Origin of the sequence: Streptomyces rhizoryzae (assembly GCF_023155275.1) — a bacterium.
Taxonomy (GTDB): domain Bacteria; phylum Actinomycetota; class Actinomycetes; order Streptomycetales; family Streptomycetaceae; genus Streptomyces; species Streptomyces rhizoryzae.
In genome coordinates this window covers 81,800-103,575 of the sequence record NZ_JALMUV010000007.1, presented here as the reverse complement: position 1 = coordinate 103,575, position 21,776 = coordinate 81,800, and the positions used below count along the sequence as shown (strand labels likewise).

The window sequence follows — 21,776 nt, the reverse complement described above, 5'->3', positions numbered from 1 at the left end:
ACAGGAGACGGCACCGCGCCGAATCCTATGGAAGACCTTAGGATTGCGGCGGGAGGGCGTCAACGACGGGACGCCGACCCGTACGGGCGACACCGGGGACGCGGGGAAGCCAGGCCGGCCCGGCCCGATCGCCCCGCCCGGGCCTCCCTTCGGCCCCGGCCGGGCAAGATGGCCCTGTGCAGCCTGTGACGCCCCCGCCCGACCGGCGGCCCGCCGCCCCCGCCGCCCCGCCGCCCCCGCCCGCCCCGGCCCTGCTGCGCCGCGCCCCCGTCCAGCGGCGCAGCGCCCAGCGGCTGGCCAGGATCCTCGACGCCTGCGCCGAACTGCTCGACGAGACCGGCTACGAGGACCTCAGCACCCGTGCCGTGGCCGTCCGCGCCGGGGTCCCGATCGGCTCGGTCTACCGCTTCTTCCCCAACAAGCGCGCCATGGCCGAGGCGCTGGCCCGCCGCAACCTCGACGCCTACGCCGACCGGATCACCGCACGGCTCACCGCGTCCGCCGGGCCCGCCGGCTGGCGCGGTGCGATGGACGTGGTGATCGACGAGTACCTCGCCATGAAGCGGAGCGTGCCGGGCTTCGCCCTGGTGGAGTTCACCGTGCCCGCCCCGCGCGAGACCCGGCAGGCCAACTACGAGGTCGCCGACCGGCTGCTGCGGCTGCTGGCCGGCCGGCTCGGCCTGGACCCCGCCGGCGAACGGCTGCGGACCGCCTTCCTGGTCGGCGTGGAGACCGCCGACGCGCTGCTCCAACTCGCCTTCCGCATCGACCCGGCGGGCGACCCGGCGATCGTCACGGAGACCAAGGAGCTGCTGCGGGCCTACCTGGCGCGGTACCTGGACGCGCCGGAGGCGGCGGGGGAACCGCCGGCGACCTGACCGCCGCCGTCACCGCGCGGGGTGCGGGGGCGGGTGCGCCCCGGGAACGCCCCGGCGCGCCCTCGCGCGCGCCGTTCTTCCGGCCCTTACGGGCGGGCGGCCGGGGCCCCGCCCCGGCCGCTGCTGCCTCACTCCGGCCGGCGGAGCCGCGGGAAGGCCGGGGCGGCCACCAGGAACACCAGGGACACCAGGACGAACGGCCAGGTGAAGGCGTGGCCGCCGGACGGGGCGAAGAGGGCGCCCAGCGCGGGGCTCAGCACGGTGGAGGTGACCGCGCCGACCAGCGCGTAGCCCACGCTCCAGACGTCGGTGACCAGGAACACCCCGCCCAGCGCCATCGCGACCAGCACCGCGTCGTAGCCCATCAGGCCCTGCCGTACCTGGTCGGCGGGGGCGCCCAGCAGCCAGGACGTCAGGATCGCCACCGCGCTGCCGGCGCAGGCCAGGGCGCCCAGCCGGCGGTCGGCGACGAAGATGCCGATGAGGAAGATCAGGCCCACGTACCACTGCGGCATCAGGAAGATCTCGCCGATGTTGGTGAAGAAGGCGTGCCACAGGTCGGTGAAGGACAGCGCGGTGGGCCCGGACGGGGCCCCCGGCAGCGCGGCCAGACCGCCCTCCAGGTGCCAGACGTGCCGGAAGCTGGGCGCGGCGACGGTCAGCGCGGTGGCCGTCAGGCAGAACGGCAGGGTGAAGGTGGGCAGCCCCCAGGTGCCCAGCACCCGGGCGGCGGCGGCCGTGACGACCGTGACCGCCGCGGCGGCGGCCACCGCGATCAGCAGGGTGGAGAGGTGGTCGGCGTCGAGGAAGACCGCGCAGGCGACGCCCACCAGGCAGGCGTTGAAGCCTTCGAGCCCGGCCGTGACCCGGCCCCGGTCCACGCCGAGCAGGCGCGCCGTACCGGTGCCCACGGCCGTGCCTATCAGGCCGTAGAGCCCGTACTCCCAGCCGGCCGCGCAGAGCGCGACGGTGAAGACCAGGCCGGCCAGGGCGCTGGGCAGGAAGTCGACCTGCGCCTGGCCGCGCAGCACCTCCAGGGCGAACCGCCCGGAGGCCGTGGCCGACAGATCGAAACGCTTGGCCGCCGGCCCTTTTTGGACCGTACTCGGCTGGTGCATGCCGCCTCCCGCAGGACGCATGGGGTCCCTGCCCGCCAGGGACTGATGCACCTTACATCCGTGGCCTGAAATCGCTCCCGGGAGGGGCCAGTTCCGGGTGATGCAGCGTCAGCCCGTCCACCAGCGCCAGCAGTCCGTCCTCGAACGCGCCCTCGTCCACCCGCCGCTGGTGCTCGGCGAGCAGGTGCGCCCGGCCCAGGTGCGGGTAGGCCGCCGGGTCGTAGGCCGCGGGGTCGTCGACGAAGCCGCGGGCGAACGAGCCCAGCGCGGAGCCCGCGACGAAGTACCGCACCATCGCGCAGACCCGGGTGGCCAGCGCGGGCGGCCACCCCGCCCCGACCATCCCGCCGAACGCGGCATCGGCCATTTTCAGCCCCGCGGGCCGACGCCCGGGGCCCTGGGCGAGGAACGGCACGATGTGCGGGTGGGCAGCCAGCGCCGCGCGGTAGGAGCGGGCCCAGGCGAGCAGCCCGGCCCGCCAGTCGCTGCCGGCCGCCAGCACCGAGACGTCGACCTGCGCGACCACGCTGTCGGCGACCGCGTCCAGGATCTCGTCCTTGGTCCCGAAGTGGTTGTAGAGCGACGGGCCGCTGACGCCGAGTTCGGCCGCCAGCCGCCGGGTGGAGAGCGCCGCCAGCCCTTCCGCGTCGATCAGCGCCAGCGCGGTGCGGACGATCCGCTCACGGCTCAGCAGGGGCTTGCGGGGTCGGGCCATGCCGCACATGGTAGGGCCGCCCACGAAAGGCAGCGCCGCTGAGCAAACGGACCGCCGCGGCCTCCACCGGCCGCGAAATCGTCCGCCCGCCGCCGCCCCACCCGCCGTCCGCCCCGCCCGCCGGACGGCCCCGTCCGCCCCCGGACGGGCCCTAAGCGCTTGCTCAGTGGCGCGGTATGGTGTTCGATCCGGCAGCGGAGGGCCCCTGGCGGAGCGAGAGCGGGAGCGGCGATGGGTGCGGCCGAGCAGGCGGCGGAGGAGCGCGACGAGTGGGCTGGGGTCACCCCGGACGCCGCGCGGCGGCTGGTCAGCGCCGCGGTCCGGGCGTTCGCCGAGCGCGGCTACCACGCCACCACCACCCGGGACATCGCCGGCCGCGCCGGGATGAGCCCCGCCGCCCTCTACATCCACTACAAGACCAAGGAGGAGCTGCTCTACCGCATCAGCGGCATCGGCCACGAGAAGGCGCTGCGCATCATGGAAGCCGCCGCCGGAGCCGAGGGCGGTCCCACCGAACGGCTCCGCGACGCGGTCCGGACCTTCGCCCGCTGGCACGCCGAGCACCACACCACCGCCCGGGTCATCCAGTACGAACTCCAGGCGCTCGGCGCGGAGCACTACGCCGAGATCGCCGGGCTGCGCCGCCGCACCGACCGGCTGCTGCGCCAGATCATCCAGGACGGCACGGACAGCGGCGAGTTCTCCGTGGACGACGTGCCCGGCACCACCCTGGCCGTGCTCTCGCTGTGCGTGGACGTCGCCCGCTGGTTCTCCGCCGAGGGCCCCCGCACCCCCGACGAGGTCGGCGCGCGCTACGCCGACCTCGTCCTGCGCATGGTGGGCGCCCGCCCGTAGCGGCGCCCGCCCGGCCGCCCTACCAGTGGAAGCGGCTGACCGACTCCGCCACGCACACCGGCTTCTCGCCGCCCTCGCGCTCGACCGTCACCACCGTGGTCAGCTGCACCCCGCCGGGCACCTCGGCCACCTCCGCGATCCGGGCCCGGGCCCGCAGCCGCGAGCCGACCGGGACCGGGGCGGGGAAACGCACCTTGTTGGTGCCGTAGTTGATGCCCATGGCGACGTTGTCCACCCGCAGCAGCCGGGGCACCAGGACCGGCAGCAGCGACAGCGTCAGGTACCCGTGCGCGATGGTCGTGCCGAACGGGCCGGCCGCGGCCTTCTCCGGGTCCACGTGGATCCACTGGTGGTCACCGGTGGCCTCCGCGAACAGGTCGATCCGCCGCTGGTCGACCGCCATCCAGTCGCTGGGGCCCAACTCCTCGCCGACCGCCGCCCGCAGCTCCTCGACCGACCCGAACACCCGGGGCTCCGCCATCGTGCCTCCGCCTCCTCAGCCGTCTTAACCAAGCGCTTGCTCAGCATGCGAGGGCGGACGTCCGCTGTCAACGCCCCGGCCCCCGGCGCCCGGCCGGGTTCCCCCCGGCAGGCCGTAGGGTTGACGGCGTGCCCCAGCTTCCGTTCAAGGTTCACGAGCTCACCGTCGGCCAGCTCTCCGCCCGCAGCGGCGCGGCCGTCTCGGCCCTGCACTTCTACGAGTCCAAGGGCCTGATCAGCAGCACCCGGACGGCCGGCAACCAGCGCCGCTACACCCGCGACGCGCTGCGCCGGGTCGCCTTCGTCCGGGCCGCACAGCGGGTCGGGATCCCGCTCGCGGTCATCCGGGACGCGCTGGCCGAGCTGCCGGACGAGCGCACGCCCAACCGCCAGGACTGGGCGCGGCTCTCCGAGGTCTGGCGCACCGAACTCGACGAGCGGATCAGCCAGCTGGTCGAGCTGCGCGACCGGCTGACCGACTGCATCGGCTGCGGCTGCCTCTCGCTGGAGCGGTGCGCGCTCTCCAACCCCTACGACAACCTCGGCGAACAGGGCCCCGGCGCGCGCCGCCTCCGGGGGGACCGCCGCGCGGCGGAACCGGCCCCGGCCCTACAGGACGGCGCCGGCGACCGGGCCCCGGACGCGCCGGTCTGCGGCGCCGCCGGGCAGGAGCCGGCCCGCGGGCCGGGGGAGGAGTGCTAGCGCCGGGTGCCCCGGCCGCCGGGCCCGGTCACCACACCGGCGGTTTGCGGTGCGCCCACGGGCGGGCCGCCTCCAGCTGGGCGGAGAGCGCGATCAAGGTGGCCTCGTCGCCGTAGCGGCCGCCCAGCATCACCCCGATCGGCAGGCCCTCGGCGTTCCAGTGCAGCGGGACGCTGACCGCGGGCTGGCCGGTGGCGTTGTAGAAGGCGGTGAACGGCGTGAAGCGGCCCACCGCGGCGAACTCCGCCTGCGGATCGGCGTCGTTGCGCAGCGCGCCGACCGGCGGCGGCGGCGCGGCCACGGTGGGGGAGAGAATCACGTCGTAGCCGGCGCCCGGGGGCATCAGGCCCTCGGCGACGGTGCGGGCCAGCTCCCGGAAGGCGAACAGTCCCGCGGCGAAGTCCGTGCCGGAGACCTCCCGGCCGCGCGCCCGCAGGTAGCGGGTGAGCGGCATCAGCAGCTCCTCGCCGGCCGGCGGGACGGGGCGGCGGGCGGCCGTCACCGACCAGACCCGGGTGAAGGCGTGCAGGATGCGGTCGTCGGCCGGGAGGGCCAGTTCCTCGGTCTCGTGGCCGAGCGCACCGAGCAGCGCGGCGGTCTCGTCGAGTGCGGCCCGGCAGTCGGGGTGCACCTCGACGTCCGGCAGCGGCGCCCGGCTGAGCACCGCGATCCGCAGCCGCCCGGGGTCCTTGCGGACCTGCCCGGCGAAGGTCTCGCCGGGCGGCAGGCCCGGTGCGGTGTACGGGTCGCCGGGCCGGGCGCCGGCCATGGCGTCGAGCAGCGCGGCCGCGTCGGCGACGGTACGGGCCAGCGGGCCCGAGGTGCTCAGGCCCGTGACGTCGTGCAGCAGCGGGCCGCTGCTGACCCGGCCGCGGCTGGGCTTGATGCCGTAGAGGCCGCACGCCGACGCCGGGATGCGGATCGAGCCGCCGCCGTCGCTGGCGTGCGCGGCCGGCGCCAGGCCGCCGGCGACCGCGGCGGCCGCCCCGCCGCTGGAGCCGCCGGCCGAGCGGGCCGGGTCCCAGGGGGTGCGGGCGGGCGGGGCGAGCCGGTTCTCGGTGTAGCAGGGCAGCCCGAACTCGGGGGTGTTGGTCTTGCCGAGCATGATCGTGCCGGCCCGGCGCAGCGCGGCGGCGACGTGGTCGTCGGTGTCCGGGACGTGGTCGGCGAGCGCGGCCGACCCCATCGTGCAGCGCACCCCGGCGACGTGGTTGAGGTCCTTCACCGGCACCGGGACGCCGTGCAGCGGCGGCAGGGCCCGGCCCTCCCGGCGGGCCGCGACGGCCTGGCTCTCGGCCTCCGCGGCCTGTTTGCGGGCGAGTTCGGGGGTGCGGGTGAGGAAGGCGCCCAGGGAGTCGTCCAGCCGGTCGATCCGCGCGAGGTAGTGCTCGGTGAGCTCGACCGGGGACAGTTCCCCCGACCGGATCTCCGCGGCCTGTTCGAGCGCGGTCAGGTCGTGCAGTTCGGCCATGGACGTCCACCCTCTCGTCGGGCCCGTACGGTCCGGTGCGCGGTACGGGCGGGGCGGGCCGGCGCCGGGGCGCGCGGCCGCCGGTGATCAGCCCGTGAACAGTTGTTCCAGTGTGCGGGGCGGGACGGGCGGGCCGGGGTGATCGGGACAGCCGCCCGCGGCCGGACGGGCCCGGCCGGGGCGGTGCGGCGGCGGCCCGGCGCCTGCCCGGCCCGGGCGCAACCGGGCCCGAACGTACCGAACCGGCCGCCGTCCCGGGCCCCGGATACGGCGGCGCGCCCGCCGAACAATGGCCGGGAAGCGCCACCCGGCGAGGCGAGGGGGCCCGGCCCGCTGTGTGTGCGGCGTCCGCCGTGTGCGCCACCCCCGCCCCACGGGCCGGGGCGGGGGTGGCGCGGCGCTGCCACGTCGGCGGCGGCCCGGGTCCCCCCCCGCGGTGCCGCTGCGGCCCGCCCCGCCCCTTTCACACCCCCGCCCGTCCCCCCGTCAGCTCCAGGGCGCAGGTGATCAGTTCGGCGTTGGTGGCGGCCGGGGTGCCGTCGGGGAGGGTGAGGGTGTCCTCGATGCCTGTGCGGCTGGCCAGGCCCAGCTCCGCGGCCAGTCGCAGCACCGGCCAGGCGCCGCCGTCGTGGCCGTGCAGCAGTACCGGGCGGCCGTGCGGTATCGCGGCCAGTTCGGCGAGCAGCTCGCGGGCGGTGGCGGGTGCGGTGCCGGGGTCGGTGTCGCCGATGACCTCGGCCAGCACCCGCAGGACCCGCGGCGCCAGCGGTGAGGCGGCGAAGCGGGCGGCGGCCGGTGTCCGGGCCCAGATGCCCGCCTCCACGCCGACACCGCGCGCCAGCAGCGCGGCGGCGACCGTATCGGCGCCCGGCTCGTGCCAGTTGACCGAGGCGTGGTCGGGCAGCACCGTCCAGGACGCGATCCGCTCCGCGCGGCGCCGGGCGTCCGGCTCGGCCCAGGCGCCGGTCGTCACCCCCACCGGGACGTCCACCGCCTCCCGGACGGCCGCCACGGCCGGGCCGACCACCCGCGGCGACAGGGAGTCCTGGCCGCAGGGGGTCTTGGGGTGGAGGTGGACGTCCTGGGCGCCGGCCGCGACCGCCCGGCGCGCGGCCTCGGCGAGCGCGGCCGGCGTCACCGGCACGGACCCCGAATCGGCCGCCGTGCGGGGGCCGTTGAGACAGACCTGAAGCATGCGCAACATACCGGCGATGATGCCAGGAGGGTCTGACAGTGCGCCCGGATCAGGCGGCCGCGAACGCCGTGAGCCCGTGCGGCCCGGCGGCCGCCGCGTGCAGCGCCTCGGCGCTCAGCACGGCCGCCGGGGCCACCACCCCGCACTCCCGGCAGGCCGGGCCGGCTGCCGCCGGGCAGCCGTCCGGCCCCGGCACCCACACGAAGCGGGTGCCGCCGCAGACCGGGCAGTCGCGGCGCGGGCGGCCCGCCTCCATCGCCGCGATCATGCGGCGCAGCACCTCGGAGAGGCGGGCCGCCGGATGCCGCTGCGGGGAGACGCACGGCACGATGTCGTAGCCGCCCCAGGTGCGGCGGTGCCAGTCGTCCAGGGCGCCGGGCTGGCGGATGCCCTCGTGCTTCTCGCGGCGCCGCCGGGCGGCGAACTCCTCCTCGTAGGCGAGCCAGAGGGCGCGGGCCTCCTCCAGCTCGGCGAGGGCGGCCACCAGCCGCGCCGGATCCGGTTCGCGGTCGTGGACGGCGAACCCGGCGCGGGTGCACAGGTGGTGCCAGGTCGCGCGGTGCCCGTAAGGGGCGAAGCGCTCCAGGCACTTGCGCAGCGCGGTACGGCGCCGGACGGTGACGAGGCGAGGGTTGCGGACCTGTTCTGCGAGGGCTCTGAAACCGGCCATGGTGTGCTCCACCTCCGAGGAGGATCCCGACTGGACAGGGAATGGACGTAGCCGGCCACCGCCCGGATCCATCGAATTCCTTTGCGGTTTTGGGCGGCGATATGCCGGGGTGTCCGGCCCTAACGCCTGCCCCCTGTGGTGAATTCGAAAAGGTGACTGTTGTTCATCTTCCGATGGCGAGTAACCGCCGGTAACGTCCGGCGGACCCTCCCCGGGCACGTGAACGCCAGGGTGGACCCCTGAGGAGCAGGAATGCGACGACGTACCACCGGAAGGCTCCGGGCCGCCGCCACCGCGGCCCTGTTCGCCTTGGGTGCCACGCTCTTGGCACCGCCCCCCACCGCGGCCGCGGCCGCACCGCACGGGAACGACGACTACTGCCAGGGTCAGTGCGCGGACATCCTGCCGCCCGGCGCCACCGGCAACGCCACCCTGATGCAGATCCTCGGCAACAAGCTCTTCGGCACCCATCCCCCGCACACCACCGACCAGATCGCGCCCTACAACGCCCTGGCCGGCGGCTACCGTTCGCTCACCGACGACGCCCTCACCGACTTCTTCAACGACGCCTCCTTCGGGGTCCCGAAGGACCAGGTCGGCTCGGTCAGCACCCCCCGCCCCGACGTCACCATCACCCGCGACAGGAAGACCGGCGTCCCGCACATCAAGGGCACCACCCGCTACGGCACCGAGTACGGCGCCGGCTACGCCGCGGGCCAGGACCGGCTCTGGCTGATGGACCTCTTCCGCCACATCGGGCGCGGCGAGCTGACCTCCTTCGCCGGCGGCGCCCCCGCCAACCAGGGCCTGGAGCAGCAGTTCTGGCCCTCCGCCCCGTACACCGAGGCCGACCTCCAGGCCCAGGTCGACGCCATCCGCAACAGCAACGGCGCCCGCGGCAAACAGGCCATGGAGGACGCCCAGGCATACGTGGACGGCATCAACGCCTACCGCGAGCAGTCCAAGAAGGGCCGCTACTTCCCCGGCGAGTACGTCGTCACCGGCCACGTCGACGCGATCACCAACGCCGGCGAGATCCAGCCGTTCAAGCTCACCGACCTGATAGCCCTCGCCTCCGTCGTCGGCGGCCTCTTCGGCAACGGCGGCGGCGGCGAGGTCCCCTCCGCCCTCGCCCTGCTCTCCGCCCAGCAGAAGTACGGCCTGGCGAAGGGCACCGAGGTCTGGGAGTCCTTCCGGGAACGCAACGACCCCGAGGCCGTCAAGACCCTGCACGACGGCCAGAGCTTCCCCTACGCCGTCAAACCGGCCAAGGCCAAGGGCACCGCCCTGCCCGACCCCGGCTCGGTCACCCCCGAACCGCTGGTCTACGACCGCACCGGCGCCGCAGCCGCCAAGACCGCCACGCCGCCCCGCGACCCGGTCCGGGCCCCGGAGAAGTACCGCAAGCTGGAGGGCCTCTTCAAGGACGGCGTCCTGCCCGCGGGCAGCTTCGACCCCACCCAGCACCGCGGCATGTCCAACGCCCTGCTGGTCTCCGGCAAGCACACCGCCAGTGGCCACCCCGTCGCCGTCTTCGGCCCGCAGACCGGCTACTTCGCGCCCCAGCTGCTGATGCTCCAGGAGATCCAGGGCCCCGGCATCAGCGCCCGCGGCGCCTCCTTCGCCGGCGTCGGCATGTACGTCCAGCTCGGCCGCGGCCAGGACTACGCCTGGAGCGCCACCTCCGCCGGCCAGGACATCACCGACACCTACGCCGTCGACCTGTGCAACGCGGACGGCTCCGCGCCCACCGAGCGGTCCACCTCCTACCGCTACCACGGCCGGTGCCTTCCCATGGAGAAACTGGAGCGCACCAACTCCTGGAAGCCCACCATCGCCGACCCCACCGCGGCCGGCTCCTACCGGATGCAGGTCTTCCGCACCCGCTACGGCACCGTCACCCACCGCGCCACCATCGGCGGCAAGCCCGTCGCCTACACCGCGCTGCGCACCACCTACCGCCACGAGGCCGACTCCATCATCGGCTTCCAGATGCTCAACGACCCCTCGGCCGTCCACGACGCCACCAGCTTCCAGCAGGCCGCCCAGCACATCGGCTACGCCTTCAACTGGTTCTACGCCGACTCCCGGGACATCGCCTACTACAACAGCGGCCTCAACCCCGTCCGCGCCCCCGGCGTCGACGCCGCCCTGCCCGTCCGCGCCGAACCCGCCTACGAATGGCGGGACTTCGACCCCGCCACCAACACCGCCGCCTACACCCCGCCGGCCGAGCACCCGCACTCCACCGACCAGGACTACTACGTCTCCTGGAACAACAAGCAGGCCAAGGACTACGACTCGGCCGGCTTCGGCAACGGCTCGGTGCACCGCGCCAACCTCCTCGACGACCGCGTCCGCCGCCTCGTCCGGGACGGCGGCGTCACCCGCGCCGCCCTGACCCGCGCGATGGCCGACGCCGCCCTGACCGACCTGCGCGGCGAGGACGTCCTGCCCGACCTGCTGCGGGTCGTCGGCAGCACACCGGTCACCGACCCCGCGCTGCGCGGCGCCGTGCAGAAACTCGACGCCTGGCGCAAGGACGGCGCCCAGCGCCGCGAGACCACCCCCGGCTCGCACACCTACGCGCACGCCGACGCGGTCCGGCTGATGGACGCCTGGTGGCCCAGGATGATCGAGCAGGTCTTCCGGCCCGGCCTCGGCACCGACCTCTACCGGGCCCTGACCGCCAACCTCGCCACCGACGAATCCCCCTCGGCCGGCCACGGTCCCACCGGCGCGCACGCCGGCTCCGCCTTCCAGTACGGCTGGTGGAGCTACGCCGACAAGGACCTGCGGGCCGTCCTCGGCGACCGCGTCCAGGGGCCGCCGGCGGCCCGCTACTGCGGCGGCGGCGACCTGTCCGCCTGCCGGGACACCCTGCTGACCACCCTCCGGCAGGCCGCCGCGGAAACCCCCGCGCAGGTCTACCCCGGCGACGACACCTGCAAGGCCGGCGACCAGTGGTGCGCCGACGCCATCGTCCACCGCGCGGTGGGCGGCCTGACGCACGCCACCATGACCTGGCAGAACCGCCCCACCTACCAGCAGGTGGTGGAATTCCCCGCCCACCGCTAGGCAGCCGCCGGCGAGGGTCGCGCCGGGCCCCGGGGTGCTCTCCCCGGGGCCCGGCGCATTCCCGTGTGACCAGGCCCTTCCGTGAGCGGGCCCGCCCTGACCAGGACCTTCACGGGTCCGCCGAGGCATCCCGTATTTTCGGGAAGAAACCCGCAGATACTCCCCGGCGCTCTCCGGACGGGTTTTCCGGGACGGCTATGCTGCTCCTCCCTGAATTCGGGGGAAGGGAAAGCGAGTAGGGGCAGATGGCCGTGTCAGGTCCGCAGGCGAACCCGAGTCCGCAGCCGTATCCGACCGAGCTGCTCGACACCACGATGGACCAGCTGCGCACGCTGATCACGGTGCACGAGGCCGGCACGGCGCTGGCGGCGGCCCGCCGCCTGGGCCGCGAGCAGTCCAGCGTGCAGAAGCAGCTCGACACCATGAACCGCACCTTCGCCGCGCTCTGCGGCGAGGAACTGGTCCGCAAGCAGGGCCGCGGCCGGGACGCCCTGTTCACCGCCACCGGCGAGGCCGTGGTCGAACTGGCCCGCCGCACCCTGGGCAACTGGTCCGAGGGCGTCCACGACGCCCGCCGCCGGCTCGGCCGCACCCTCTCCGTCGGCACCACCCGCTACACCCTCGGCTTCCTCCTGGACGCCGTGGAGTACGTCAGCGAGGACTTCGACCGGGACGGCGTCGACCTGAAGGTCACCCACGTCCGCACCCGCGACCTGTTCACCAAGCTCCGCTCCAAGGAACTGGACCTGGTCTGCGGCAGCGTGGTGGTCACCGAGGGCGACGAGGCCGCCCAGCTCGCCCCGTACGAGGTCATGGAGTGGCGGCGCAGCGGCCTGTCCCTGCTCACCAACCTCCCGCCGGAGCGGCTGCCCGGCGGCCCGTTCCACGCCCGGGACCTGCCCCGGCTGCCGCTGGTGGTCTCCACCGGCGGCAGCCTCATCGACCGCTTCCTGACCGCCTGGTACGGCAGCGGCTACCGCCAGAAGCTGACCGTCGCCGCCGAGATAGAGGCCGCGCACTACGGCTTCGAACTGCTCCGCTCCGGCGTCGTCAGCGGCGCGATGCTGGTCACCCGCGGCCTGGGGGAGGCCGCGGCGGACGGCCGCCTCCCGGAGGCCGGGGGACTGCGCACCCTGGAGATCACCGGCGACGTCGGCCCCCGCACCGAGGTCCTGGTCGGCGTCTTCACCCGGCGCGGCGAACGGGACTCCTACGGCCCCCAGCACCCCCTCAACCGCCTCTGGGAGGCGCTCTCCTGGGAGAGCGAACGGTGGTGGCTGCGGCCCTGAGCCGCCACCGCCCCCGCTCAGCCCGCCAGTTCCCGCTCCCGGGTCTCCGGCAGCGCCAGCACGCACCCCAGTGACACCACGGCCATCGCGCTGACGTACCAGCCCACCGACGCCGAACCGAACGCCGCCTGGAGCCGGGTGGCGACCAGCGGCGCCACCGCCCCGCCCAGCACCCCGCCCAGGTTGTAGGCGAGCGAGGCGCCCGAGTAGCGCACCGTGGTGCCGAACAGCTCCGGCAGGTACGCGCCCATCGGCCCGTAGACCACGCCCATGCAGAACAGCGCGCCGCCCGTGCCCAGCGCGATCAGCACCGGCTGCCGGGTGTCCAGCAGCGGGAAGAGCACCAGGCCCCACACCACGGCGAGCCCGGAACCGCCCAGCACCAGCTTCCGGCGGCCCAGCCCGTCCGAGCGGGTCGCGGCCAGCCAGGTGCCCGCCGCCAGGAACAGGCAGGCCACCAGCGACAGCCCCAGCATCGTCGTCCGCGGCACCCCCAGGGCGCCGGTGGCGTACGACAGGCAGTACGTCGTCGCGGTGTAGAACAACCCGTACGCGATGACCATGCCGCCGGCCGCCAGCAGCAGTTCCCGCGGATGCCGCCGGAAGACGTCCACCGCCGGCACCCTGCTGGCCTCGTGGGCGTCCATCACCTTCGCGAACACCGGCGTCTCGCTGATCTTCAGCCGGACGAACAGCCCCACCCCGACCAGCAGGAACGACAGCAGGAACGGCACCCGCCAGCCCCACGAGCGGAACGCGGCGTCGCTCATCGCGTCGGACAGCAGCCAGAACACCCCGGTCGCGGCGAAGAACCCGACGGACGGCCCGAGTTGCGGGAACGCCGCGTACAGCCCCCGGCGGCCGCGCGGCGCGTGCTCCACGGCCAGCAGCGCCGCCCCGCCCCACTCGCCGCCCAGTCCGATGCCCTGGAGGAAGCGCAGCAGGATCAGCAGCAGCGGCGCCCACACGCCCAGCGTCCCGTACCCGGGCAGCAGCCCCACGAGCGCCGTCGACAGGCCCATCAGCAGCAGCGACGCCACCAGCACCGACTTGCGCCCGACCCGGTCGCCGAAGTGGCCGAACACCACCGAGCCGAGCGGCCGGGCGGCGAACGCCACCGCGTAGGTGGAGAACGACGCGAGGGTGGCGTTGACCGGGTCGAGGGTGGGGAAGAACGCCTGGTTCAGCACCAGCGCCGCGGCGGTGCCGTAGATGTAGAAGTCGTAGAACTCGATGGCGGTCCCGATGAACGAGGCCACGGCCACCCGCCGCAGACTCTCCCCGCTCGCCGCCCCCTCGGCGGCCACATCCGCCGGCTTGCCTGTTCTCGCGTCACTGTGCACGAGCGGCACTCTCATGGCCGGTGCACACACCAGTCAATGGCTGGGACGGGCCGTCCCGGATAATGAGACGGCCGGGTGGGGGGCCCGGCCGCCCGACCGCCCCTACCGGTACCGCAGATACCGCTCCCGCACCCCCCGGAACCGCCGCAGGCCGTCCTGCCACGACCCGGCGACCTCCGCCACCCCCGCGCCCGCCTCGATCATGGTGCGGACGGTGTCGGTCCCGGCCAGGCGGTCGAAGTGGTCGGCCCGCCAGGCGAAGTCCGGCCACACCCGCCGCGCGGTGACCAGCAGGCCGACGCCGGTGCGCACCGGGTCGAAGGCGTCCCGGTCGTGCACATGCACCTGGAGGCCGCCCACCGTCTTCCCCTGGAACTTCGAGAACGTGGGCGCGAAGTACGCCTCCCGGAAGCGCACCCCCGGCAGTTCCAGGGCGTTGGCCGCCTCGGCCCAGCGGCGGTCGATGCCGTCGGCGCCGAGGAGTTCGAAGGGGCGGGTGGTGCCCCGGCCCTCGGAGAGGTTGGTGCCCTCGAAGAGGCAGGTGCCGGCGTAGACCAGGGCGGTGTCCGGGGTGGGCATGTTGGGGCTGGGCGGGACCCAGGGCAGGCCGGTCGCGTCGAAGAAGTCGGTGCGGTGCCAGCCGGTCATCATGACGGTCTCCAGGGCGACCGGCCGGCCCGCCGCCGCCGGTACGAACTCCCCGTTGAACAGCAGCGCCAGCTCCGCCACCGTCATCCCGTGCGCCTGCGCGATCGGCTCCCGGCCCACGAACGAAGAGAACCGCCGGTCCAGCACCGGCCCGGCCGCCGCCCGGCCGGTCACCGGATTGGGCCGGTCCAGCACCACGAACCGCTTCCCGGCCAGCGCCGCCGCCACCATGCAGTCGTACAGCGTCCAGATGTACGTGTAGAAGCGGGCGCCGGCGTCCTGGATGTCGAAGAGCACGGTGTCCACGCCCGACGCGGTGAAGATACCGGCCAGTTCGCGCCCGGACCTGTCGTAGGTGTCGTACACCGGCAGGCCGGTCGCCGGATCGTCGGTACGGCCCTCGGAACCGCCGGCCTGCGCGGTGCCGCGGAAGCCGTGCTCGGGACCGAAGACGGCGGTGAGGCGGACCCGCGGGTCGGCGTGCATCACGTCGACGACGTGCCGGACGTCGCGGGTGACGCCGGTCGGGTTGGTGACGATGCCGACCCGGCGGCCCTCCAGCAGGCGGTAGCCGTCGGCGGCCAGACGGTCGAAGCCGGTCCGCACCCGCCGGCCGCCCGGACGCGGCGCGGCGGCCCCGGCGGGCCCGGCGCCCGCGGTGACCGCCGCCGCGGCCGCCCCGCCCGCCGCCAGGCGCCCCAGCAGAACACGTCTCGACAGAGCCATGCGCACACCTCCGTGAGCGGCGGTGACCGGTCGGCGACCGGCCGGGTCCGGTGCGCACGCTAACGCTCCCGCGCCCGGTACGGAACGCACCCGGCGCCCTGACGCAAACCGAGTCTTCCGCCCGGACATACCGACTGGTTAGTCTGCCCCTGCGCACACCGCCGGCGACATGGGACGACCGAGGGAGACACAGCGTGGCAGCCGTACGGGACAAGGCCGTTGTCGTAACCGGAGCGGGCGGGGGGATCGGCGCCGCACTGGCCCGCCGGTTCGCCGCCGAGGGCGCCCGGGTGGCGGTCAACGACCTCGACGAGGGCAAGGCCCGCAAGACCGCCGAGGAGATCGGAGCGGTCGCCGTCCCCGGCGATGCCTCCGGCATCGTCGGCCCCGCCCGCGAGGCGCTCGGCACCCCCATCGACATCTTCTGCGCCAACGCCGGCGTCGGCACCGGCGGCGACCCCGCAGCCCCCGAGGACGCCTGGGCCCTGGCCTGGGATGTCAACGTCATGGCCCACGTCCGGGCCGCCCGCGAACTCCTCCCCGCCTGGCTCGCCCGCGGCAGCGGCCGCTTCATCTCCACCGTCTCCGCCGCCGGCCTGCTCACCATGGTCGACGCCGCCCCCTACAGCGTCACCAAGCACGGCGCCTACGCCTTCGCCGAATGGCTCTCCCTGACCTACCGCCACCGCGGCATCGACGTCCACGCCATCTGCCCCCAGGGCGTCCGCACCGACATGCTCGCCACCACCGGAATCGCCGGCGACCTCGTCCTCGCCCCCACCGCCATCGAACCGGACGCCGTCGCCGACGCCCTCTTCGCCGCCATGGCCGACGGCCGCTTCCTCGTCCTCCCGCACCCCGAGGTCGCCGACTACTACACCGCCCGCGCCACCGACCCGGACCGCTGGCTGACCGCCATGAACCACCTCCAGCAGAAACTGGAGGACCGCCGGGGAGAGGCGGATCCCCGGTGACCACCTACCGCGACAAGCCGTGGCTGGCCCAGCTCACCGACGCCCAGCGCGCCCCCGTCCAGCCGCCGCCCTCCCCGCTGCACGCCTTCCGCGCCGCGGTCCACCGCGCCCCCGACCGCACCGCGCTCGCCTACTTCGACGGCCGGCTCTCCTACACCGAGACCGACACGCTCTCCGACGGCCTCGCCGGCCACCTCGCCGACCGCGGCTTCCGGCCCGGCGACCGGGCCGTCGTCATGCTCCAGAACACCCCGCACTTCGTCCTCGCGGCCCTCGCCGTCTGGAAGGCCGGCGGCATCGTCGTCCCCGTCAACCCCATGTACAAGGCCGCCGAGACCCGGCACATCCTCGACGACGCCGAGGCCACCGCCGTCCTCTGCGCCGACCGCACCTGGGCCGCCTTCCTGCGCACCACCGCCGCCGCGGCCCCCGCCGTCCGGATCGCCGTCACCGCCGACGAACACGGCCTCCAGACCCGCGGCGACCCCCGCGTCCTGCGCACCGCGCCCGCCGGCCCCCAGCACGGCGCCGACGACCTGCTCACCGCCGCCCGCTCCGGCGCCCCCGCCCCCGCCGTCCCCGCACCCGACGCCGCCGACCCCGCGCTCATCAGCTACACCTCCGGCACCAGCGGCACCCCCAAGGGCGCCACCAACACCCACGGCAACATCGCCTACAACGCCGAACGCCAGCGCACCGGCCTCGAACTCCCCGACGGCGCCGGCTACTTCGCCCTCGCCCCGCTCTTCCACATCACCGGCATGGTCTGCGAACTCGCCGCCTGCCTCGCCGGCGCCGGCACCCTCTCGCTCGCCTACCGCTTCGACGCCGGCACCGTCCTCGACGCCTTCCTCGAACACCGCCCCGCCTACACCGTCGGCCCCGCCACCGCCTACATGGCCCTGCTCGCCCACCCGGACGCCACCCCCGCCCACTTCGCGTCCTTCCGCACCCTGCACTCCGGCGGCGCACCCCTGCCGCCCGCCCTGGTCGAGAAGTTCCGCACCGCCTTCGGCCCCTACCTCCGCAACGGCTACGGCCTCACCGAGTGCACCGCCCCCTGCGCCAGCGTCCCGCCCGGCCGGGAAGCCCCCGTCGACAAGGTCTCCGGCACCCTCGCCGTCGGCCTGCCGGGACCGGACACCGTGGTGCGGATCATCGACGACGCCGGCCGCGACCTGCCGTTCGGCGAACAGGGCGAGATCGCCGTCCGCGGCCCCCAGGTCGTCCCCGGCTACTGGCGCCGCCCCGACGCCACCGCCGAGACCCTCCCCGACGGCGAACTGCGCACCGGCGACATCGGCTTCATGGACCGCGACGGCTGGCTCTACGTCGTCGACCGCAAGAAGGACATGATCAACGCGTCCGGCTTCAAGGTGTGGCCCCGCGAGGTCGAGGACGTCCTCTACACCCACCCCGCGGTCCGCGAGGCCGCCGTCGTCGGCATACCCGACCCCTACCGCGGGGAGACCGTCAAGGCGTACGTCAGCCTCCGCCCCGGCACCTCCCCCGACCCCGCCGATCTGGCCGCCTACTGCAAGGAGCGCCTCGCGGCGTACAAATACCCCCGGGTGGTGGAGATCCTGCCGGAACTCCCCAAGACCACGAGTGGCAAGATCCTCCGACGGGAGCTGCGCCGGCGCCCCTGAGGGACGCCCGGCCCCCGCGCGAGGACGCACGACGGAACACGAGGAACGGTGAGGGCGATGGCCGGCATCAGGGACGGCAACGGCAACGGCACGGCGAAGCCCGTCGCGCAGCGGCTGCTGGCCACCGCCACCAGACTCTTCGCGGAACGGGGCTACGACCGCACCTCCGTCCAGGAGATCGTGGACGCCGCCGGCGTCACCAAGGGCGCCCTGTACCACTACTTCGGCTCCAAGGAGGACCTGCTCCACGAGGTCTACGGCCGGGTGCTGCGCCTCCAGCAGGAGCGGCTGGACCACTTCGCGGACGCCGACGCGCCGGTCGAGCAGCGGCTGCGGGACGCCGCCGCCGACGTCGTGGTCACCACCATCGAGAACCTCGACGACACCAAGATCTTCTTCCGCTCGATGCACCACCTCAGCCCGGAGAAGGACAAGCAGGTACGGGCCGAACGCCGGCGCTACCACGAACGGTTCCGGGCCCTGGTCGAGGAGGGCCAGCGCAGCGGCGTCTTCACCGCCGACGTCCCCGCCGACCTGGTCGTCGACTACCACTTCGGCTCGGTGCACCACCTCGGCACCTGGTACCGCGAGAACGGCCCGCTCAGCCCCCGGCAGGTCGCCGACCACCTGGCCGGCCTCCTGCTGCGCGCCTTGCGGCCGTAGCGGGGCGGGGGAGTGGGGCGGGGCGGGGAGTGGGGCGGGGGAGGGGCCGTCGGCCACCCGCCGGGCCGGGAATACCCCGCCCCCGCCCGCCGTTGTGGCCCCGCAGGGGGGCCTCCCACCCCCTACGGGAACCGTTCGACCCGCCCCTACGGGCCCCCGCCCCTACGGGCCCCCGTACGGCGACCCCCCACGGGGTAGGGACCCCGCGGCCCCCTGCCCCGCCCCTACCGGTACCGCCTCAACTCCCGCCGCGCCAGCGACCGCTGGTGCACCTCGTCGGGGCCGTCCGCCAGTCGCAGCGTACGGGCCGCCGCCCACAGCTCGGCCAGCGGGAAGTCCTGGCTGACCCCGCCCGCCCCGTGCAGCTGCACCGCCTTGTCCAGGATGTCCACCACCGTCCGCGGCGTGGCGATCTTGATGGCCTGGATCTCGGTGTGCGCCCCCTTGTTGCCGACGGTGTCCATCAGCCACGCCGTCTTCAGCACCAGCAGCCGCAGCTGCTCCACCGCCACCCGGGCGTCCGCGATCCACTCCTGCACCACGCCCTGCCCGGCCAGCGGTTTGCCGAACGCCGTACGGGACACCGCCCGCCGGCACATCAGCTCGATCGCCCGCTCGGCCATCCCGATCAGCCGCATGCAGTGGTGGATCCGCCCCGGCCCCAGCCGCGCCTGCGCGATCCCGAAACCGCCGCCCTCCTCGCCGATCAGATTGCCCACCGGCACCCGGACGTCCTCGAAGACCACCTCCGCGTGCCCGCCGTGGTAGTGGTCCTCGTACCCGTACACCCGCATGGCGCGCCGCACCGTCAGCCCGGGCGTGTCCCGCGGCACCAGCACCATCGACTGCTGGCGGCGGAGGTCCGGCCCGTCCGGATCGGTCTTGCCCATCACGATGAAGACCGCGCACTGCGGGTTCATCGCCCCGGAGATGTACCACTTCCGGCCGTTGATGACGTACGCGTCACCGTCCCGCTCGATCCGGGTCTCGATGTTCGTGGCGTCCGACGACGCCACCTCCGGTTCGGTCATCGCGAACGCCGACCGGATCTCCCCGGCCAGCAGCGGCTCCAGCCACCGCTTGCGCTGCTCCGCGTCGCCGAACTGCGCCAGCACCTCCATGTTGCCGGTGTCCGGCGCCGCGCAGTTCAGCGCGGTCGGCGCCAGCTGCGGGCTGCGGCCGGTGAGTTCGGCCAGCGGCGCGTACTGGAGGTTGGTCAGCCCCGCGCCGTACTCCGCGTCCGGCAGGAAGAGGTTCCACAGCCCCTGCCGCCGCGCCTCCGCCTTCAGCTCCGCCACCACCGGCGGGGTGTCCCACGGCGACGCGAGCGCGGCCCGCTGCTCCTCCGCCACCGGCTCGGCCGGATAGACGTACGAGGTCAGGAATGCCTCCAGCCGCGCGCGCAGGTCCTCGGTACGGGCGTCGAATGCGAAGTCCATCGGTGCCTCAGCCTTCCTTGAGGGTGGTCAGTCCGCGGTCGATGAAGACCGGCACCAGCTCGCCGATCCGGTCGAAGCCCGCGCCGACGGTCTGCCCGAGCGTGTAGCGGTAGTGGATGCCTTCGAGGATCACCGCGAGCTTGAACCACGCGAACGCGGTGTACCAGGCGATCCCCGACACGTCCCGCCCGGACCGCTCGGCGTAGCGCGCGATCAGCTCGTCCGGACCGGGGTGACCGGGCGCGCCGCTGGTCGTGCTGACCGGCGACCGGGGCAGCCCCAGGTCGGTGCAGTACATCGCCAGCAGCCCGAGGTCGGTCAGCGGGTCGCCGAGCGTGGACATCTCCCAGTCCAGTACGGCGGTGATGGTGTCGCCGGCACCGACCAGGACGTTGTCCAGCCGGTAGTCGCCGTGGACGACGGCGGGCGCGCCGGAGGCGGGCAGCGCCCGGCCCAGCGCCTCGTGGAGCGCGTCGACACCGGGCAGCTCGCGGTTCCTCGACGCCGCCAACTGCTTTCCCCAGCGCCGCAGTTGGCGCTCAAGGAAGCCGTCCGGGCGCCCGAAGCCGCCCAGCCCGACCGCCTCCGGATCCACCGCGTGCAGCGCCACCAGCGTGTCCACCAGCGAGTGCACCACCGCCCGGGTCCGCTCCGGCCCCAGCGGCGCCAACTGCTCCACCGTCCGGTACGGGGTGCCCGCCACCAGCTCCATCACGTAGAACGGCGCGCCGAGGACCGCCTCGTCCTCGCACAGCAGCAGCGCCTCCGGCACCGGCACCGCCGTCCCGTGCAGCGCGCTGATCACCCGGTGCTCGCGCCCCATGTCGTGCGCGGTCGCCAGGACGTGGCCCAGCGGCGGGCGGCGGACGACCCAGGAGGCGGTGCCGTCGGTGACCCGGTACGTGAGGTTGGACCGCCCGCCCTCGATCAGTCGGGCGCGCAACGGCCCGGAGACCAGACCGGGCCGCTCCCGGTCCAGATGCGCCCGCAGGCGCTCCAGGTCCAGGCCGGGGGGCGCCTCCCCGGCGGCCGGCGGGGGCGGGGTGCCGTTGCTCATCGTGCTCCTCCATGCGGAGTGGACGGTCGGACGGTCCAGGGCCGGCGGGCCCGTGCGCCTGATCATGCCGACTAGTCGGTATGGAGTCCAGTGCCTGGGCGGGGAGCGCCGGTCACCTGATGGGTTTGCGCCACCGGCCGCTCCCGGGGCGGCGGGGTGCCGGGCGCCCTCCGGGGCCGCGCACCCGGCTTCCCCCGGCCGCCCGGATGCTCTCGGCCGACCGGGTCCTCGCCGCCCGCCTCAGCTCTCCCCGGCCGCCCGCCGCTCCGTCAACTGCCGGTACGCGGCCAGCCCGTCCGGGGTCCACGGCCAGGTGTCCAGCCGCCGCACCAGCTCCTCCTCCGGCAGGAAGGCGTACCAGTCGATCTCCGACTCCTGCGGCGCCACCGGCAGCGTGCAGCGCACCTGGTAGACCGCCGACCACCAGTGGTGCTCGGGCGTCTCGTACAGGAAGCGGAACAGCGGCTCCGGACGCGCCAGCCCGCGCACCCCCAACTCCTCCTCCGCCTCCCGCAGCGCCGCCTCGTCGTAACTCTCCCCGGCCCCCACCACACCGCCCACGAACATGTCGTAGTGCGAGGGGAAGACCAGCTTCCGGGCCGTCCGCCGGTGGACGAAGATCCGGTCCTCGGCGTCCCTGACCAGGATGAACGCACACCGGGTGCGCAGCCGCCGGGCGTAACTCTCGCCCCGCGGCGCCTGTCCCACCACCCGGTCGTGCTCGTCGACGACATCGAGGATCTCGTCCGCGTTGAGCGGCTCCTGCCCGAACGGTTCCTGCCCGCCGAGCGGTTGCTGATCGGTCATGGGGCCATGGAACCACCAG

19 protein-coding genes are annotated in these 21,776 nt (G+C 74.6%); 8 read left to right on the top strand and 11 right to left on the bottom strand.

The window, feature by feature from the left end; translation table 11 throughout:
- The first annotated feature begins 176 nt into the window (after window positions 1-176).
- Complete coding sequence (locus MUU72_RS08670) at window positions 177-878, top strand: TetR/AcrR family transcriptional regulator (RefSeq protein ID WP_372503039.1); 702 nt, start codon at window positions 177-179, stop codon at window positions 876-878.
- Window positions 879-1,006: 128 nt separating this feature from the next.
- Here the strand turns inward: MUU72_RS08670 and MUU72_RS08665 are convergent, their stop codons facing one another.
- Together MUU72_RS08665 and MUU72_RS08660 are read right to left on the bottom strand one after the other, a co-directional pair.
- Window positions 1,007-1,996, bottom strand: coding sequence for an urea transporter (locus MUU72_RS08665; RefSeq protein WP_248012565.1), 990 nt, complete (start codon window positions 1,994-1,996; stop codon window positions 1,007-1,009).
- A gap of 52 nt (window positions 1,997-2,048) precedes the next feature.
- The gene (locus MUU72_RS08660) at window positions 2,049-2,711 is read right to left on the bottom strand and encodes a TetR/AcrR family transcriptional regulator (protein ID WP_248012564.1); all 663 of its coding nucleotides are present in this window, start codon (window positions 2,709-2,711) and stop codon (window positions 2,049-2,051) included.
- 231 nt (window positions 2,712-2,942) lie between these two features.
- On the opposite strand from MUU72_RS08660, the gene MUU72_RS08655 reads away from it, so the two are divergent.
- A complete protein-coding gene (locus MUU72_RS08655; RefSeq protein WP_248012563.1) occupies window positions 2,943-3,566 on the top strand; it encodes a TetR/AcrR family transcriptional regulator in 624 nt (207 codons plus the stop codon).
- A 19-nt stretch (window positions 3,567-3,585) separates the two neighbouring features.
- Here MUU72_RS08655 and MUU72_RS08650 read toward each other — a convergent pair whose 3' ends face one another.
- Window positions 3,586-4,047 carry a MaoC family dehydratase gene (locus MUU72_RS08650; protein WP_248012562.1) on the bottom strand — a complete coding sequence of 154 codons (462 nt, stop codon included), beginning with the start codon at window positions 4,045-4,047 and terminating at the stop codon, window positions 3,586-3,588.
- A gap of 128 nt (window positions 4,048-4,175) precedes the next feature.
- On the opposite strand from MUU72_RS08650, the gene soxR reads away from it, so the two are divergent.
- Window positions 4,176-4,748, top strand: a complete 573-nt coding sequence (gene soxR, locus MUU72_RS08645; protein WP_248012561.1) for a redox-sensitive transcriptional activator SoxR — start codon at window positions 4,176-4,178, stop codon at window positions 4,746-4,748.
- 28 nt (window positions 4,749-4,776) lie between these two features.
- Here soxR and MUU72_RS08640 read toward each other — a convergent pair whose 3' ends face one another.
- The 3 genes from MUU72_RS08640 to MUU72_RS08630 all read right to left on the bottom strand — a co-directional run bounded on the left by MUU72_RS08640 (window position 4,777) and on the right by MUU72_RS08630 (window position 8,084).
- Window positions 4,777-6,219: an amidase gene (locus MUU72_RS08640; RefSeq protein WP_248012560.1), complete on the bottom strand. Its 1,443-nt coding sequence runs from the start codon at window positions 6,217-6,219 to the stop codon at window positions 4,777-4,779.
- 463 nt (window positions 6,220-6,682) lie between these two features.
- Window positions 6,683-7,414 (bottom strand): 3-keto-5-aminohexanoate cleavage protein, encoded by a 732-nt coding sequence (locus MUU72_RS08635; protein ID WP_248012649.1) that lies wholly within the window; start codon window positions 7,412-7,414, stop codon window positions 6,683-6,685.
- Window positions 7,415-7,463: 49 nt separating this feature from the next.
- A complete protein-coding gene (locus tag MUU72_RS08630) occupies window positions 7,464-8,084 on the bottom strand; it encodes a hypothetical protein (protein ID WP_248012559.1) in 621 nt (206 codons plus the stop codon).
- A 252-nt stretch (window positions 8,085-8,336) separates the two neighbouring features.
- On the opposite strand from MUU72_RS08630, the gene MUU72_RS08625 reads away from it, so the two are divergent.
- Entirely contained in the window at window positions 8,337-11,162 is a 2,826-nt protein-coding gene (locus MUU72_RS08625) for a penicillin acylase family protein (RefSeq protein WP_248012558.1), read from the top strand.
- A 245-nt stretch (window positions 11,163-11,407) separates the two neighbouring features.
- Entirely contained in the window at window positions 11,408-12,451 is a 1,044-nt protein-coding gene (locus tag MUU72_RS08620; RefSeq protein WP_248012557.1) for a LysR family transcriptional regulator, read from the top strand.
- Window positions 12,452-12,468: 17 nt separating this feature from the next.
- Here the strand turns inward: MUU72_RS08620 and MUU72_RS08615 are convergent, their stop codons facing one another.
- Window positions 12,469-13,794, bottom strand: a complete 1,326-nt coding sequence (locus MUU72_RS08615; RefSeq protein ID WP_372503038.1) for an MFS transporter — start codon at window positions 13,792-13,794, stop codon at window positions 12,469-12,471.
- Between the two features lie 102 nt (window positions 13,795-13,896).
- A complete protein-coding gene (locus MUU72_RS08610; protein WP_248012556.1) occupies window positions 13,897-15,168 on the bottom strand; it encodes an exo-beta-N-acetylmuramidase NamZ family protein in 1,272 nt (423 codons plus the stop codon).
- Window positions 15,169-15,362: 194 nt separating this feature from the next.
- On the opposite strand from MUU72_RS08610, the gene MUU72_RS08605 reads away from it, so the two are divergent.
- The 3 genes from MUU72_RS08605 to MUU72_RS08595 are packed head-to-tail and all read left to right on the top strand — an operon-like array spanning window position 15,363 to window position 18,454.
- Window positions 15,363-16,142 (top strand): SDR family oxidoreductase, encoded by a 780-nt coding sequence (locus MUU72_RS08605; protein WP_248012555.1) that lies wholly within the window; start codon window positions 15,363-15,365, stop codon window positions 16,140-16,142.
- Entirely contained in the window at window positions 16,139-17,791 is a 1,653-nt protein-coding gene (locus tag MUU72_RS08600) for a class I adenylate-forming enzyme family protein (protein WP_248012554.1), read from the top strand. Before MUU72_RS08605 ends, MUU72_RS08600 begins: the two co-directional genes overlap by 4 nt.
- A gap of 57 nt (window positions 17,792-17,848) precedes the next feature.
- The gene (locus tag MUU72_RS08595) at window positions 17,849-18,454 is read left to right on the top strand and encodes a TetR/AcrR family transcriptional regulator (RefSeq protein ID WP_248012553.1); all 606 of its coding nucleotides are present in this window, start codon (window positions 17,849-17,851) and stop codon (window positions 18,452-18,454) included.
- 224 nt (window positions 18,455-18,678) lie between these two features.
- On the opposite strand, the gene MUU72_RS08585 is transcribed toward MUU72_RS08595, so the two are convergent.
- The 3 genes from MUU72_RS08585 to MUU72_RS08575 form a co-directional block, all read right to left on the bottom strand.
- Window positions 18,679-19,893: an acyl-CoA dehydrogenase family protein gene (locus tag MUU72_RS08585; protein ID WP_248012552.1), complete on the bottom strand. Its 1,215-nt coding sequence runs from the start codon at window positions 19,891-19,893 to the stop codon at window positions 18,679-18,681.
- 7 nt (window positions 19,894-19,900) lie between these two features.
- Window positions 19,901-20,950 (bottom strand): phosphotransferase family protein, encoded by a 1,050-nt coding sequence (locus MUU72_RS08580; protein WP_248012551.1) that lies wholly within the window; start codon window positions 20,948-20,950, stop codon window positions 19,901-19,903.
- A gap of 240 nt (window positions 20,951-21,190) precedes the next feature.
- Entirely contained in the window at window positions 21,191-21,757 is a 567-nt protein-coding gene (locus MUU72_RS08575) for an NUDIX hydrolase (protein WP_248012550.1), read from the bottom strand.
- Between the last annotated feature and the right edge of the window lie 19 nt (window positions 21,758-21,776).